General features: G+C 41.2%; 16 protein-coding genes. All 16 read left to right on the top strand.

Annotated features, from left to right (window positions below):
- Nucleotides 1-187: 187 nt before the first annotated feature.
- The 16 genes from veg to JOC78_RS15990 all read left to right on the top strand — a co-directional run bounded on the left by veg (nt 188) and on the right by JOC78_RS15990 (nt 16,067).
- On the top strand, nt 188-442 hold the full coding sequence (gene veg, locus JOC78_RS16065) for a biofilm formation stimulator Veg (protein WP_204557959.1): 255 nt from the start codon (nt 188-190) through the stop codon (nt 440-442).
- 127 nt (nt 443-569) lie between these two features.
- Complete coding sequence (locus tag JOC78_RS16060) at nt 570-746, top strand: small, acid-soluble spore protein, alpha/beta type (protein ID WP_204557957.1); 177 nt, start codon at nt 570-572, stop codon at nt 744-746.
- 279 nt (nt 747-1,025) lie between these two features.
- Complete coding sequence (gene ispE / locus JOC78_RS16055) at nt 1,026-1,901, top strand: 4-(cytidine 5'-diphospho)-2-C-methyl-D-erythritol kinase (RefSeq protein ID WP_204557955.1); 876 nt, start codon at nt 1,026-1,028, stop codon at nt 1,899-1,901.
- Nucleotides 1,902-1,968: 67 nt separating this feature from the next.
- Nucleotides 1,969-2,802 (top strand): pur operon repressor, encoded by an 834-nt coding sequence (purR, locus tag JOC78_RS16050; RefSeq protein WP_204557953.1) that lies wholly within the window; start codon nt 1,969-1,971, stop codon nt 2,800-2,802.
- 12 nt (nt 2,803-2,814) lie between these two features.
- Nucleotides 2,815-3,189 carry a RidA family protein gene (locus JOC78_RS16045; RefSeq protein ID WP_204557952.1) on the top strand — a complete coding sequence of 125 codons (375 nt, stop codon included), beginning with the start codon at nt 2,815-2,817 and terminating at the stop codon, nt 3,187-3,189.
- Between the two features lie 256 nt (nt 3,190-3,445).
- On the top strand, nt 3,446-3,739 hold the full coding sequence (gene spoVG, locus JOC78_RS16040; RefSeq protein WP_204558027.1) for a septation regulator SpoVG: 294 nt from the start codon (nt 3,446-3,448) through the stop codon (nt 3,737-3,739).
- A 192-nt stretch (nt 3,740-3,931) separates the two neighbouring features.
- Entirely contained in the window at nt 3,932-5,305 is a 1,374-nt protein-coding gene (glmU, locus tag JOC78_RS16035) for a bifunctional UDP-N-acetylglucosamine diphosphorylase/glucosamine-1-phosphate N-acetyltransferase GlmU (protein WP_204557951.1), read from the top strand.
- 35 nt (nt 5,306-5,340) lie between these two features.
- Complete coding sequence (locus JOC78_RS16030; protein WP_204557949.1) at nt 5,341-6,300, top strand: ribose-phosphate diphosphokinase; 960 nt, start codon at nt 5,341-5,343, stop codon at nt 6,298-6,300.
- Nucleotides 6,301-6,476: 176 nt separating this feature from the next.
- Nucleotides 6,477-7,121 (top strand): 50S ribosomal protein L25/general stress protein Ctc, encoded by a 645-nt coding sequence (locus JOC78_RS16025; protein ID WP_204557947.1) that lies wholly within the window; start codon nt 6,477-6,479, stop codon nt 7,119-7,121.
- Nucleotides 7,122-7,283: 162 nt separating this feature from the next.
- Complete coding sequence (pth, locus tag JOC78_RS16020) at nt 7,284-7,844, top strand: aminoacyl-tRNA hydrolase (RefSeq protein WP_204557945.1); 561 nt, start codon at nt 7,284-7,286, stop codon at nt 7,842-7,844.
- Between the two features lie 70 nt (nt 7,845-7,914).
- Nucleotides 7,915-8,145, top strand: coding sequence for an anti-sigma-F factor Fin (locus tag JOC78_RS16015; RefSeq protein ID WP_204557943.1), 231 nt, complete (start codon nt 7,915-7,917; stop codon nt 8,143-8,145).
- 129 nt (nt 8,146-8,274) lie between these two features.
- Nucleotides 8,275-11,790 carry a transcription-repair coupling factor gene (gene mfd / locus JOC78_RS16010; protein WP_204557941.1) on the top strand — a complete coding sequence of 1,172 codons (3,516 nt, stop codon included), beginning with the start codon at nt 8,275-8,277 and terminating at the stop codon, nt 11,788-11,790.
- Between the two features lie 261 nt (nt 11,791-12,051).
- A complete protein-coding gene (gene spoVT, locus JOC78_RS16005; RefSeq protein ID WP_204557939.1) occupies nt 12,052-12,585 on the top strand; it encodes a stage V sporulation protein T in 534 nt (177 codons plus the stop codon).
- A gap of 94 nt (nt 12,586-12,679) precedes the next feature.
- Nucleotides 12,680-14,275, top strand: coding sequence for a putative polysaccharide biosynthesis protein (locus JOC78_RS16000; RefSeq protein ID WP_239587233.1), 1,596 nt, complete (start codon nt 12,680-12,682; stop codon nt 14,273-14,275).
- Between the two features lie 42 nt (nt 14,276-14,317).
- Nucleotides 14,318-15,781, top strand: coding sequence for a bifunctional methyltransferase/pyrophosphohydrolase YabN (yabN, locus tag JOC78_RS15995; protein ID WP_204557936.1), 1,464 nt, complete (start codon nt 14,318-14,320; stop codon nt 15,779-15,781).
- A 22-nt stretch (nt 15,782-15,803) separates the two neighbouring features.
- A complete protein-coding gene (locus JOC78_RS15990; RefSeq protein ID WP_204558016.1) occupies nt 15,804-16,067 on the top strand; it encodes an RNA-binding S4 domain-containing protein in 264 nt (87 codons plus the stop codon).
- Nucleotides 16,068-16,217: the final 150 nt, after the last annotated feature.

The following is a 16,217-nucleotide window of genomic DNA, read 5'->3' as shown; positions in this document are numbered from 1 at the left end:
TAAGTAAAATAAATTACAGCTTTTTTACATAGTTGCCAAAAAAGAGGGGAAGCTAATATTGTTGAAAAAAGTAACATTTTGCAAAGCGAAAAATGTTGACAACGGAAGTGAAACATTGATAAAATTATAAATTTATTTGACTTGGTTTTAAATGTGTGGTACACTAATTATAGTGAGGTGGAAGCGGATGCCTAAAACATTAGCCGACATTAAAAGGTCTCTTGATTCTAATTTGGGTAAAAGACTGATGCTAAAAGCGAACGGAGGACGCCGAAAAACAATTGAGCGTTGCGGCGTTTTAGCTGAGACATATCCATCAGTGTTCGTCGTTGAGTTAGATCAAGACGAAAATGCGTTTGAAAGAGTTTCTTACAGCTATGCCGATGTACTGACTGAAACAGTACAATTAACATTTGAAGATGCAGCAGGAAGTGCAGTTTAAGCCGGCAGTGGACACTACGTTTACTGCTTTTTATTTTGTTTAATTTCGGCTTATTCCATTCGTTTCCGCTAATGATCCTCTAGCCGTTAGGATAAGCTATTTATACGGCGGCAAAAGGAGGAGACCAATGGGCAGAAGAAAAGGTATCATGTCTGACCAGTTAAAAGAGGAGCTTGCGAAAGAGTTAGGATTTTATGACACGGTTCAAAAAGAAGGCTGGGGCGGCATTACGACCCGCGATGCTGGAAACATGGTTAAACGTGCGATTGAACTTGCTGAAAACCAACTTGCAAACAAGCGTTAATACTTTTACTCACATCATTAATTAGCCGCCAGAACCGGAGCTTGCTCCGGTTCTTTTTTGCGTGATCAAGTTGATTTTCTATAAAAGAGGGAATAATAAAGAGATGAACAAAAAAATCCATTTTTAAGATAAAATAGTACATTGGCTGCAGAAAAAAAGACCAGGATGAACATTTGTCATTCGGCAATCTTTTTATCGCTTCTTTTTTCATTGAACGAAGAGAAATATTTTATGATAAAATAAGACAAACTTGAAAGTGCGCAAAGTAGGTGAGCTATTGTGAAGATAATGATGAAAGCACCAGCAAAAATTAATTTAACATTGGACGTGTTAAATAAAAGACCAGATGGATTTCACGAAGTAGAAATGATTATGACGAATGTCGACTTGGCAGACCGGATAGAACTTGAAATGCTTCCTAAAGATGAAATTCGGATTCTATCACATAATCGATTCGTTCCAGATGACAGCCGGAATTTAGCGTACCAAGCCGCTAAGCTGCTAAAAGACCGTTATCAAATAAAGTCAGGCGTCTCTATTACTATTGAGAAAGTGATTCCGGTGGCCGCTGGATTAGCAGGTGGAAGCAGTGATGCAGCCGCGACTTTAAAAGGACTGAACCGTCTTTGGGATATAGGATTAAGTCTGGATGAACTAGCTGAGCTGGGCGCTGAAATTGGTTCGGATGTTTCTTTCTGTGTATATGGAGGTACGGCCTTGGCTAAGGGAAGAGGAGAGAAGATTCAAAAGCTTCCTCCTCCGCCCAATTGCTGGGTAGTCTTAGCTAAACCGACGATTGGCGTGTCCACTGCAGAAGTGTATAAAAACCTTAAGCTGCAGGGAATTAATCATCCTGACACCGCCGCTATGATTGAAGCGATCAAAAACCAAGATTATGAACAAATGTGTGCAAGTATGGGAAATGTACTTGAGTCTGTTACATTAAAGCTTTATCCAGAAGTCGCCCAAATTAAAGAGCAAATGGAGCGATTCGGAGCGGATGCTGTCTTAATGAGCGGAAGCGGGCCGACTGTTTTTGGACTAATCCAGCATGATTCAAGAATGCACCGCGTATACAACGGGTTAAGAGGCTTTTGCGAGCAAGTATATGCTGTCCGACTGCTGGGTGAAGGTGAAGGGGAACCTATTGCTTAAAGCCGTATATTAAGATATATTTAAAAGTAAATATTCGGTTTTACTCCTTAGGAGGGCAAAAGTAAACATGAAGTTCCGTCGAAGTGAACGTTTGATTGACATGACCCATTATTTATTGGAACATCCACGGCAGCTTGTTCCGCTGACCTTCTTTGCCGATCGGTATGGTTCAGCTAAATCATCGATCAGTGAAGACTTGGCCATTGTGAAAGAAACATTCGAACAGCGAGGCATCGGCACCCTGCAAACGGTCCCTGGAGCAGCTGGCGGTGTAAAGTTTTTTTCGAAAATCAGTGAAGCAGAAGCACGGGAGTTTATGGCTGAATTGTGCGAACAAATAGAGAAGCCGGAGCGTTTGCTTCCGGGCGGTTATTTATATATGATGGATTTACTTGGACATCCGCAATTCATTCATAAAGTAGGAAAGCTTTTGGCGTCTGTATACGCAGGACAGAACATTGATGTCGTGATGACGGTTGCCACAAAAGGTATTCCTATTGCTCAGGCAATTGCCGCTCATTTAAATGTACCGGTGGTTGTGGTGCGCAGAGACAGCAAAGTGACAGAAGGCCCAACCGTAAGTATCAACTACGTATCAGGATCTTCCAAGCGAATCCAGACAATGGTGCTCGCGAAACGAAGTTTAAAAGAAGGATCCAAGGTGCTGCTTGTTGATGACTTCATGAAAGCTGGCGGTACAATCAATGGAATGGTTAGCCTTCTGGCAGAATTTAATGCTTCTGTTGCCGGAATTGCGGTTTTAGTGGAAGCAGAACATGAAGAAGAACGCTTGATTGAAGATTATATATCGCTAGTCAAACTTGAAAATGTGAACATCAGAGAATCGACGATTTCAGCGGTAGAAGGAAATTATTTCTCTAAAAATATTGATTTTTCATAAGGAGAGTTTGAGATGAGAACTGTATCGACAAATGAAGCCCCGGCTGCTATCGGCCCTTATTCACAAGGTATTTTAATTAATAATTTATTTTACAGTTCAGGCCAGATTCCTTTAACACCAGAAGGTCAGATGGTTGAGGGAGATGCAGCTGAGCAGGCACATCAAGTATTCAGTAATTTAAAGGCTGTTCTAAAAGCGGCAGGCGCTTCCCTTGAAACAGTGGTAAAAGCGACTGTGTTTCTAGCGGATATGGAAGATTTCGCTTCTGTGAATGAAGTATACAGCCATTACTTCGCTGATCATAAACCAGCTCGTTCTTGCGTGGAAGTTTCCCGCTTGCCGAAAGATGCTAAAGTTGAAATTGAAGTTATTGCACTCGTGAAGTAATCACGAGTGTTTTTTTTATGCAAAAGCTGTTTCAAACACAGGGACATTGATCTGACCTTCATTGTCCGAAGAGGTGAAAGGCATTAACCCTGTTGAAATGCTTGTCCTGTCATCTCTATTCAAAGGCTATCGATGGTCAATATGGGAAAAAAGAATGGATTTTTTAAAAAATTTTCCTAAAAAAGAAGGAATATTGTAAATATTATTGAATTATTAGTTTATGTTTTTTTATTAGGGGAAAAGGGTGGTGAATAAAGTGGAAGTAACTGATGTGAGATTAAGACGTGTCCATACGGATGGACGAATGAGAGCAATTGCTTCAATTACACTAGATAATGAATTTGTTATTCATGATATTCGGGTGATTGACGGCAACAATGGTTTATTCGTAGCAATGCCAAGCAAGCGTACACCAGATGGTGAGTTTCGCGACATTGCTCATCCAATCAACTCCAACACACGCGGTAAAATCCAGGATGCTGTATTAGCAGAATATCACCGTTTAGGGGAATTGGAAGAAGTGGAATTAGAGGAAGCAGGAGCTTCATAAGAAACAAGTGCAACGAGAGCCTACTTCTAAGGTAGGGCTCTTTTTTTTGTCTATTTTTCCCCTCTTTATTTTAAAGGAATAATTTCACAAAGGAATCTCTTGACAAAACTTTGTCATTTTTTCAGTTACCTTGAAATGAAAGCCTTTTTAAGATATATTCAATAGGGACTAAAGGTTATAGGGGGACCCTAAATGACGAATATCTATGCTGTCATTCTTGCAGCAGGACAGGGAACACGAATGAAGTCAAAGCTTTATAAAGTGTTGCACCCTGTATGCGGCAAACCAATGGTAGAGCATGTAATTGATCATATATCTGGTTTACAAACCAATAAAATAGTAACGATTGTCGGTCATGGTGCTGAAAAAGTGAAATCTCACTTAGAAGGCCGCAGTGAATTTGCTTTGCAGGAAGAACAGCTTGGAACCGCTCATGCTGTTATGCAGGCAGAAGATATCTTGGGTCAAGAAGAAGGGTGTACACTTGTAGTGTGCGGAGATACACCTTTAATCAAGCCTGAAACAATGGAAGCGCTTGTGGCTTATCACCTAGAACAAAAGGCGAAAGCGACGATTTTAACAGGCGCCACTGAATCCCCTGATGGATACGGAAGAATTATCCGCAGTGAACAAGGAACAGTGGAAAGAATTGTTGAACATAAAGATGCAAGTGAAGAGGAACGCAAAGTAAAAGAGATTAATACAGGTACGTATTGTTTCGACAACCGCATGTTGTTTGACACACTTAAAAAGGTCTCTAATAACAACGTCCAAGGTGAATATTACTTGCCTGACGTCATTGAAATATTAAAGTCTGCAGGCGAAACGGTAGCTGCGTATCAGACAAATGATTTTGATGAAACATTAGGTGTAAATGACCGTGTGGCATTGAGCCAGGCTGAAAAAACAATGCGTGCCCGGATTAATGAAAAACATATGCGCGGTGGCGTAACCATTATTAACCCTGAAAATACTTACATTGGACCGGATGTCATCATAGGTTCAGATACGGTATTATTTCCTGGGACAGTGATCTCTGGAAAGACTGAAATTGGCAGCGATTGCGAAATCGGACCGAACAGTGAAATTAAGGATTCTAAAGTCGGAGAGCGTACATTGATTCGACAATCAGTGGTGCATCAAAGCCAAATTGGCTCTGATGTTAACATTGGTCCGTTTGCTCATATTCGACCGGATTCAGACATTCATGATGAAGTGAAAATCGGCAACTTTGTTGAAATTAAGAAAACTGTTTTCGGCAAAGGCAGCAAAGCATCTCATTTAAGCTACATTGGTGATGCTGAAGTTGGCAGCGATGTAAATATAGGCTGCGGATCCATCACTGTGAATTATGATGGGAAAAAGAAGTTTTTGACGAAAATTGAAGACGGTGTGTTTATTGGATGCAATTCTAACTTAGTCGCTCCTGTTACAGTGGGCAAAGGTGCTTATGTTGCAGCTGGTTCAACGATCACAAACGATGTGCCAGGCGAAGCCTTGTCTATCGCCCGTGCTCGCCAGGTCAACAAAGAAAACTATGTTCAAAACATTCATTCAGATAAATAATAAATGAAAAAACAAACAAAAAGCGGAGGTCCAACATGGGTAACCAGTATCTAGATCCTAACTTAAAAATTTTTGCTCTTAATTCCAATCCCGTTCTTGCGAATGAAATTGCTAATTTTATTGGTGTTGAATTAGGGAAGTGTTCTGTTAAGCGTTTTAGCGACGGAGAAATCCAAATTAATATTGAAGAAAGTATTCGTGGCTGTGATGTGTATGTTGTTCAATCAACAAGCGCCCCAGTTAACCAGAACTTGATGGAAGTATTGATTATGATTGATGCATTAAAGCGTGCATCGGCCAAAACGATCAACATTGTTCTTCCTTACTATGGCTATGCACGTCAGGATCGTAAAGCTCGTGCCCGTGAACCGATCACTGCTAAACTAGTTGCAAACTTGTTTGAAACAGCTGGAGCTACTCGCGTGATCACGCTAGATTTACACGCACCGCAAATCCAAGGCTTCTTTGATATTCCAATCGACCACTTAATGGGTGTGCCGATCTTAGCTGATTATTTCAAAGAGAAGAACTTCACTAACGAAGACATCGTCATTGTATCCCCTGACCACGGCGGGGTGACGCGTGCACGTAAAATGGCAGATCGCTTAAAAGCACCAATTGCGATTATTGATAAACGCCGTCCGCGTCCGAATGTGGCAGAAGTCATGAATATCGTTGGTAACATTGAAGGGAAAATCGCTATTCTGATTGATGATATCATTGATACAGCTGGTACGATTACTCTTGCGGCCAATGCCCTTGTCGAAAATGGTGCGAAAGAAGTCTATGCTTGCTGTACGCACCCAGTATTATCAGGACCTGCGATTGAGCGTATTCAAAGCTCAAATATTAAAGAACTTGTTGTGACGAACTCTATTGCTCTAGCAGATGAGAAGAAGACTGATAAGATTGTAGAATTATCAGTTGCTCCGCTTATTGGTGAGGCGATCATCCGCGTTCACGAAGAGCAATCTGTAAGTACATTATTTGATTGATCATAAAGCTGAACCGTTTTAAATCAGTATATCTGATTTAGGCGGTTCGGCTTTTTTTTTTGCGCAAAAAAGCCCCATTACATAATAAAGGTTTAAAATCTCCATAATGAGGGAAACTATATTTTATACAATTACAGCTTAGATAAAATAATTAGATGGGAAAGGTGAATATCTCTATGAGTTCTTTATTAGAAGTGAAAAAACGTGATAGTTTTCAACGTTCTGCATTGACACAATTACGAGGTGAAGGTAACTTCCCAGCTATAGTTTATGGAAAAGGTGTAGATTCGGAAGCTATCTATTTAAGTGAAGGCGACTTCTTAAAAGTGATTAAAGAAGTAGGACGCAATGGTGTCATTTCCTTAAATATTGATGGAAAAAGCCATAACGTGATTCTGCACGATTATCAGCAGGATCCAATTAAAAACCACATTGTTCATGCAGACTTCTTCGCTGTTGATTTGTCTAAAGAAATTACATCTGAAGTTCGTGTGGAACTAGAAGGCGAGGCCGCTGGTTCAAAAGAAGGCGGAGTCGTTCAGCAGCCGCTATTTGAACTGACAGTTACGGCTAAAGTAAGTGAATTCCCAGAATCGCTGTCAGTTGATGTATCTGCCCTTGAAATTGGCGATTCCATTACAGTCGGAGATATCCGCAGCAGTCATTCATTTGAAATTAACCACGAGGATGACGAGACGGTTGTTTCTGTACTTGCTCCAAGAGTGGAAGAAGAGCCAGAAGAAGAAGGCGAAGGCAGTGAAGAAGCAGAAACAAGCGAAGAAAATACGGACGAATCTTCTGAAGATCAAAAAGAAGAATAATCCTATCGAAAAGCGCAGCCATGAGCTGCGCTTTTTCAATATGTAATGAAAAGTTGAACAAATTTGTAGACCGATAATATAATTTAGAGACGAGCTGCGTTATACTTAACCTATCGTTTTAAATGAATGTGCATTGAAAAGAAGGAATTTGAGGTGTAAAAGATGAAGTTAATAGTTGGCCTTGGAAATCCGGGAGCTAAATACGCAGATACAAGGCATAATATAGGGTTTCACGTGATTGATGAACTGGCGAACCGGTTTCAAGCTCCGCTAACAGAAGCGAAGCATAAAGGAGTATATTCAGTTATTCGGAAAGGAACTGAAAAAGCGATTTTACTTAAGCCGCTTACTTACATGAATTTATCTGGCGAGAGTATCGGTGAAGTGATGAGGTATTATCAATTAGAGCCAAGTGACTTGCTCGTGATCTACGATGATTTAGATTTGCCAACAGGTAAGATTCGTTTGCGGCAAAAGGGAAGCGCAGGCGGGCATAATGGAATTAAATCAACGATTGCTCATATCGGCACACAGGAATTTAATCGGATCCGTATTGGGATCGATCGCCCTAAAAGTCCGATTAAGGTAGCGGATTATGTATTAGGCAAGTTCACACCGGATGAGCAGCAGCAAATGAAGGAAGCGGTTTCCTTAAGTGCAGATGCTTGTGAGCAATGGATGGAAAAATCATTTTTAGAAGTGATGAATGACTTTAATAAATAGGGGTGAATAACCGGCTTTCTCTTTGCCTATACTAAGTAAAATGAAAAAGGCATTTCTAAGGAGGAAGCCAATGGCGATTCAGTATCATTGCCGCCACTGCGGAGTTCAAGTGGGCAGTTTAAGTGATCCCGTGATCTCCTCGCACAGGCTTGGCATTCATACATTAACCGAGCATGAAAGAAAAGACATGATTCATTATCAGCCAAATGGGAATATATCTATCAAAACGATTTGTGAAGATTGCCAAGAATCGTTAGAAAGAAACCCAGATTTTCATCAATACGATTATTTTATACATTAATTCAGCTTTGGATAAAAGTCCAAAGCATTTTTCTATTTTTTTGTAGCCTGAATAAAAGAAGATCTGATAGAAAGAGATCCATTAGGTCTTAATTAAAAGGGAATATGGGATGACAAGGAGGAACAGTATTTGGATACTCTACAAGATATTCTCTTGCAAAATGAGGATACTCAATCGATTTTAAACGGGATTTCAGGAGGATTGAAAGAACAGCTTGCTGCTGGACTTTCTGGATCGTCACGCTCATTATTCATAGCGGCAGCTTATAAACAAACCAATAAGCCGATTATGGTGATTACATATAATTTGTTGCAAGCACAAAAGCTTTACGATGATTTATTACAATTTGTTGCAGAAGATGATGTCTACTTATACGCAGCCAATGAATTAATAGCGGCTGAAATGAGCATAGCGAGCCCTGAACTTCGTGCTCAGCGAATTGAAGTGCTTAATCATATGGTGAATCACCAAAATGGTATTTACATTGTGCCGATCTCCGGTGTACGCAAATTATTGCCGCCTAAATCACAGTGGAAGAGTTTGCAAAAAACGTTTACTGCTGGAGAAGAAATTGATTTAGATGAGACGATCAACGAACTTGTGCAAATGGGATATCAGCGTTCGGATATGGTCTACGCACCTGGAGAATTTAGTCTTCGAGGCGGTATTTTAGACATTTATCCGCTGACTCTTTCTGACCCGATTCGCATTGAATTATTTGATACAGAGATTGATTCGATTCGTTCTTTTTCCATAGAGAATCAGCGGTCACTAGAAAATAGATCTTCTGTGTTAATCAGTCCTGTGTCTGAAACACCTTATGGAGCATCTGAGCTTGTCACACTATCGCAGCGTTTAGAGGCGGCGTTATCAAACTCTTTGGATAAAGTAAAAAATGCAGAATCGCAAAAGATCTTGTCCCAGAATATTAATCAAGAGATCGAGCGAATGAAAAACGGTCAAATGATTGACGGTCTGTCTAAATATACGGCAATGATGTATGAGAATCCCATGAATTTAGTGGATTATCTTTCAGAGGATGGGTTAGTGTTCTTCGATGAAATCAGCCGAATTCGAGAGATCAATGATTCCTTAGAGCAAGAGGAAGCGGAATGGTATACAGCTTTACTTGAAGAAGGAAAAATTGTTCATGACATTCAGCTGGCCTACTCATTTTCTGATGTCATGTCAGCGATTAACCGGCCAGTCGTGTACCTTTCTTTGTTTATCCGCAAAGTAGAGCATACAAATCCGCAAAATGTCGTTAACTTTTCTTGCCGGCCCATGCAGAGCTTTCATGGGCAAATGAATGTCCTGCATACAGAGATCGAACGGTGGAAAAAAGCGGGTATGACGGTCATTTTCTTAGGAGATACAGAAGATCGGTTAAGTAAAATTCAACAAGTTTTAGAAGATTACGAGATTCAAGCAAACGTCTCTTCTTCTAAAAATCATTATGAGCCTAATACGGTACAAGTAGGAATCGGTTCGCTTTCAGCAGGTTTTGAATTTACTTCATTGAAACTGGCAATAGTAACGGAGCAGGAGCTATTTAATAAGAAAACAAAGAAAAACAAACGCCGCCAAAAACTGTCCAATGCTGAGAGGATAAAGAGCTACTCCGAGTTAAAAGTGGGCGACTATGTGGTTCATGTGAATCACGGAATCGGTAAATATTTAGGCATTGAGACGCTCGATATTAACGGAGTTCACAAAGACTATCTAAATATTAAATATCAGGGTACTGATCAGCTGTATGTCCCAGTCGAGCAAATTGAACTTGTACAAAAGTACGTAGGGTCAGAAGGTAAGGAGCCGAAAGTTTACAAGCTCGGGGGCACAGAGTGGAAACGGGTTAAGAGCAAGGTTGAATCTTCTGTTCAAGATATCGCGGATGACTTAATTAAACTGTATGCTGAACGAGAAGCGGCTAAAGGATATGCGTATTCTCCGGATGGAGACATGCAGCGGGAGTTTGAAACGGCTTTTCCATATGAAGAAACAGAAGATCAATTGCGTTCCATTCAGGAAATTAAATTTGACATGGAGAAAGAGCAGCCGATGGACCGGCTTCTGTGCGGCGATGTAGGATACGGAAAAACGGAAGTAGCTATACGTGCGGCTTTTAAAGCAATTGCTGATGGAAAACAGGTAGCTTTCTTAGTGCCGACGACCATTTTAGCCCAGCAGCATTATGAAACGATTAAAGAAAGATTTCAGGACTTTCCGATTACAGTGGGCTTATTAAGCCGGTTTAGGACGAGGAAACAGCAGACTGAAACGTTGAAAGGCTTAAAGGCCGGTACAGTAGATATCGTCATCGGCACGCACCGGCTCTTATCTAAAGATGTGCAATACAGTGACTTGGGCTTATTAATTGTCGATGAAGAACAGCGTTTCGGGGTAACGCATAAAGAGAAAATTAAACAGCTTAAAACAAATGTGGACGTACTGACTTTAACGGCGACACCAATTCCAAGAACGCTGCACATGTCCATGCTTGGCGTGCGTGATCTTTCAGTCATTGAGACTCCGCCAGAAAACCGCTTCCCTGTTCAAACCTATGTGATGGAGCATAATCCTGCACTTGTGAGAGAAGCGATCGAGAGGGAGCTAGCTCGGGATGGACAGGTATTCTATCTTTATAACCGAGTGGAAGACATTGAGAGAAAAGCGGAAGAAATTTCTATGCTGGTGCCGGATGCACGAGTCGCCTATGCCCATGGGCAAATGACAGAAACAGAACTTGAAGCGGTCATTCTCGCCTTTTTAGAAGGTGAAACAGATGTGTTAGTGACAACGACGATCATTGAGACCGGCGTGGATATACCGAACGTCAATACGCTTCTTGTTCATGACGCGGATCGAATGGGTCTATCCCAGCTTTATCAGATCAGGGGACGTGTCGGCCGTTCAAACCGGGTAGCTTATGCTTACTTCCTTTACCGGAAAGATAAAGTGCTGTCTGAAACAGCGGAAAAGCGTCTGCAAGCCATTAAAGAATTCACGGAGCTGGGTTCTGGATTTAAGATTGCCATGAGAGATTTATCTATTCGCGGCGCGGGGAATCTGCTTGGCGCCCAGCAGCATGGCTTCATTGATTCTGTCGGGTTTGATTTGTATTCACAAATGCTTAAGGAAGCCATTGAGCAAAAGCAAGCCGGCGATCAAAAAGAGAAGATGCCATCATTTGAAGTGGAAATTTCAATCGATGCCTATATTCCAGATACGTATATTAAAGACAGCCAGCAAAAAATAGAGATGTATAAGCGATTCCGCACACTTGAATCTGTCGAAGAGATCGATGAACTGAAAGAAGAAATGACAGACCGTTTCGGCGATTATCCTCGAGAAGTAGATGATTTGTTCAAAGTGGCGGAAATGAAAGTGTACGCCAGAAGAACGAAGCTAGAGCTGATTAAACAAGTGAAGGATACCGTTACGATTAGAATGAGTGAAGCAGGGACGAAGGAAATTGACGGCTCTAAAGTATTCGATATTTGCAATAAACACGGCCGGATGGTTGGTCTTGGAATGGAAAATAATCAGCTGATTATTACGATGGATATTAAAAAAGTCTCCATTGATACGTGGTTTGCGGCGGCGTACGATATTATCAAGAATCTTGAAAAGGCGAAAAAATAAGCTGCTTTCCTTATGATGATCAGTTAACCAGTTGCCTCAGCTAGAAAGTCACCATTAGTTTCAATAAATAGCAATGAGGGTATATGTTTCTAATAGATATTTTTGATGCAGCTGTGCTTGAATTAGAAAAATTCAATCAAAATGTATATAACTTCCGAGATGAAAGATAATAACAGCATAAAGGTAATGACATCGATCAGATTGTCGCTTATTCATTGCCATTTTTTAATATATCATCTGATGAAAGTGAGGCAACATAAGATGAAAGCAACTGGTATAGTTCGTCGTATTGATGATTTAGGGCGAGTGGTTATTCCAAAAGAAATTCGCCGAACGTTAAGAATTAGAGAGGGAGATCCTCTCGAGATTTTTGTTGATCGTGATGGAGAAGTAATCTTGAAGAAATACTCACCGATTAGTGAATTAGGTGACTTTGCACAAGAATATGCGGAAGCATTGAATGACAGCCTAAACAGTTCTGTATTAATTTGTGACCGAGATACGATCATTGCATCGGCAGGTGTATCAAAGAAAGAATATCTCAATAAAAGCGTAGGAGAGACGATTGAACAGGCGATGGACGAACGTTCTTCTACCTTATCGACTTCTCAAAGCTCCGTTTCATTGGTGGATAACCGTGAAGAGAGCATTCAATCTTATACACTTGCCCCAATTGTGTCTGGCGGAGACCCAATTGGAGTCGTTGTTATTTTCTCGACAGACCGTACACTTGGTGAGGTGGAGAAGAAATCCGCTGAAACCGCCGCAAGCTTTTTAGCGAAACAAATGGAGTAGAGCAAAAAGGAAGCAGGGAAAGTGCTGCTTCCTTTTTGTGTTCAAATACATTAAATTTGTAGTAGCTTGTTTTAGGAAGGCAAGGTGTTGAAGGTTGCCAGATCCCAATATGAAATCTTTTATGAGAGGAGCCGTTATTCTCACGGTTGCAGCCATATTCGTCAAAGTGTTAAGCGCTGTTTATCGAGTGCCCTTTCAAAATATTGTGGGCGATGTCGGCTTTTATATTTATCAGCAAGTTTACCCATTCTACGGAATTTCCGTTGCGTTATCGACTTACGGTTTTCCGGTGATGATATCGAAGTTAGTAGCTGAACGAAAAGGCCATCCTACTGACCTTCGAGAGATTATTCGAGTTTCTTTTTATGTAATTAGTACGGCAGGAGGATTTCTCTTTATTCTTCTATTCTTTGGGGCAGAAAGAATGGCAAACGGCATGGGTGATCCTTTGCTTGCACCGCTCATACAGCTATCGGCATTTTCTTTTTTGCTTATGCCTTTTTTAACGGTGTGGCGAGGTGCTTATCAAGGGTTAGGCGACATGGTGCCAACGGCTGTCTCTCAGTCTGGTGAACAGTTGGTTCGAGTCGTTTTTATTTTACTGTTTGCGTACATATTGATTAGAAATGAATTTTCGCTTTATGTGACAGGAGCTGGAGCTTTAGCCGGTTCATTGATGGGAAGTCTAGCGGGAATCTTTGTTTTATGGCTTTATATGCGCAGAAGGCCGCTCGGCGCGAGAGAGGAGCCAGCAGCTGCTCAAGTGAATCGAAAAGAACTGATTCGTTCGCTTGTCTATAGAGGAACTGCGATATGTCTTGCAAGTATGATGCTTGTGCTTATGCAATTAATGGATTCATTTCATTTATATAGCGGATTAATTCATGCTGGCGTAAATGAGTGGGAAGCGAAAGTGGCCAAAGGTATTTACGACCGGGGACAGCCGCTCCTGCAGCTTGGAACGGTAGTAGCCGCTTCTCTTTCTTTAACCCTAGTGCCGCTTGTTACAGCTGCTTATAAGAAGCAGCTCCCAAAAGAAGTTGATCAGGCGATTCAATTAGCTCTAAAAGTCAGTTTTACGATTAGCTTCGCCGCTGCTGTTGGTATTATTAATATTATGAAGCCGCTTAATTCCATGCTGTTTGAGAACTATGACGGCTCAGATGTACTATCTGTTTTTTGTCTTTCCATTATTTTTAGTTCAGTTATTTTAACGTTATCAGGTATCTTGCAGGGAATAGGGGAAGACTTTACGCCAGCGATCGCGGTCATTGCCGGTCTTTTATTTAAGTGGGCAGGCAACTATCTCCTTATTCCTGTATATGGAACGATGGGTGCAGCGGTTTCAACGGTTGCTGCGCTGGCTGGCATTGCCCTATTTCTTGCGCTAAAGATCAGAATCAAATTAAAAACAAAATATTTACATGGATATTTTATGGCAAAAGTTCTTTTTTCAGCCAGCTGTATGACTGTGTTATTGAGGATATGGATCCTCCTGTCGTCCTCTTTTATCACAGGAATGATTGGCAATGAGCGACTGCAAATGGTTATGATTACATGTTCAAGTGTTTTTGTCGGCGCTTTTGTCTTTATCTACGTTATAGTTAAGTTAAAATTGTTCACAGATGACGAACTGCGGCAGATTCCTTTTGGCAGCAAACTGGAGAAACTCAGCAGGAAGATCCGCTGATAGGTCAAAGCCCGTTCAATAAGTGGAAAGTGAGTGAAAGCAATGAATAAAAGAATCACAGTAGTGGGTCTTGGCGCAGGTGACTTGGATCAGCTTCCTTTCGGTGTATATCGTCTTTTAAAGAAGATGAACACGGTATACGTTCGAACGATGGCTCATCCAGTGATTGAGGATCTAACGAAAGAAGGCGTACAATTTGTCAGTTTTGATGAGGTGTATGAAAAGCACGATCAGTTTGAAGCGGTATATGAGGAGATTGCATCTGAATTAATCCAAAAAGCTGAATCGGAAAGCGAGATTGTTTATGCGGTGCCAGGACATCCGATGGTGGCTGAAAAAACCGTACAGATTTTGCTCGAAAAAGAAGAATCTGAGGAGCTAAAAGTAACCATTGCCGGCGGTCAAAGCTTTATCGATGATTTGTTTACCGCGGTAAAGATCGATCCAATTGATGGATTTCAATTGTTAGATGGAACGGCGCTTAAAAAAGAGGAAATTCACATTTTTCAGCATATCATTATTGCTCAAGTATACGATGCCTTTATCGCTTCTGAAGTAAAGCTGACGCTGATGGAGAAGTATCCGGATGAATTTGAGGTTTATATTGTGACTGCGGCCGGAAGCTCGGAACAAGTGGTGAAAAAGGTGCCGCTTTACGAACTGGATCGGCAAGTAGAATTAAACAATCTCACATCTTTATATGTTCCGCCAGTTAAGAAGGAAGAACAAACATATAAAGAGTTCTCTGTTCTGCGCCAGACCATTGCGCAGCTGCGCGGTCCAAATGGCTGTCCGTGGGATCAGAAGCAAACGCATGAATCATTAAAGAAATACTTAATTGAAGAAACGTATGAGCTGCTAGATGCCATTGACCGTCAAGATGATGATCATATTATTGAAGAACTGGGCGATGTCTTATTGCAAGTCATGCTTCATGCGCAGATTGGCGAAGACGAAGGAATGTTTGCCATTGAAGACGTCATCGAATCCATTACTGAAAAAATGATCAGACGTCATCCTCATGTATTTGGCGATGTTCATGTCGAAAGTGCTGAGGAGGTAGTAGCGAATTGGCAAGACATTAAAGCGGCTGAAAAAGGTAAAAAGGAACTTGTTCTTTTAGATGAAGTAGAGAAAGGGCTCCCTGCACTTCTTCGGGCGCACGAGTTCCAAAAGAAGGCGGCGAAGGTTGGTTTCGATTGGGATGAAGCTGATGCAGCTATGGAGAAAGTAGTCGAAGAGTGGCAGGAGTTTCTAGAAGAAGTGAAAACCGGGAATGAACTGCGCCGCCAAGAGGAGTTTGGCGATGTGTTGTTTGCCCTTGTCAATGTAGCTCGTTTTTATTCGATTCATCCGGAGGAAGCCTTGACGGCAGTGAATGAAAAGTTTTATCGCCGTTTTGCCTACGTGGAGAAAAAAGTAAGAGAAAGCGGCGAAGGATTTGAGGCATTTAATTTAGAACAGCTTGATGCCTTTTGGAATGAAGCCAAAACATTAGGGTTATAAAGGAGAGATAAGAATGAGCACAATGAGATTAGATAAATTTCTAAAAGTATCAAGAATTATTAAAAGAAGAACATTAGCGAAAGAAGTAGCTGATCAAGGCAGAATTATGATCAATGGAACAGAAGCAAAGGCGAGTTCTAATGTCAAAGTCGGAGATGAACTGACGGTTCGGTTAGGACAGCGGGTTCTGACAGTGCGTGTGGAGCGGCTGCAAGAAACGACAAAAAAAGAAGAGGCCGCTGGAATGTATGAGCTGCTTAAAGAAGAACGCTTAAATCTCGAATAACGGTCAACCTCATCGGTTTTAGAAGCGGTGAAATAAATGAACAGATCCTCCCTTTCATTCATAGATTGCACTTTGTCCGCATACACTTAGTGGCAAAGCTTGTACTTTGTGAAGGGGGAAAACTAGGTGAGTCAATATCTTGAAGTGAAT

The sequence above is a fragment of the Bacillus ectoiniformans genome, assembly GCF_016908875.1.
GTDB classification, from domain to species: domain Bacteria; phylum Bacillota; class Bacilli; order Bacillales; family Domibacillaceae; genus Bacillus_BX; species Bacillus_BX ectoiniformans.
Note: the sequence above shows the minus strand (reverse complement) of the source record. Positions and strands in the feature narration are given on the sequence as shown.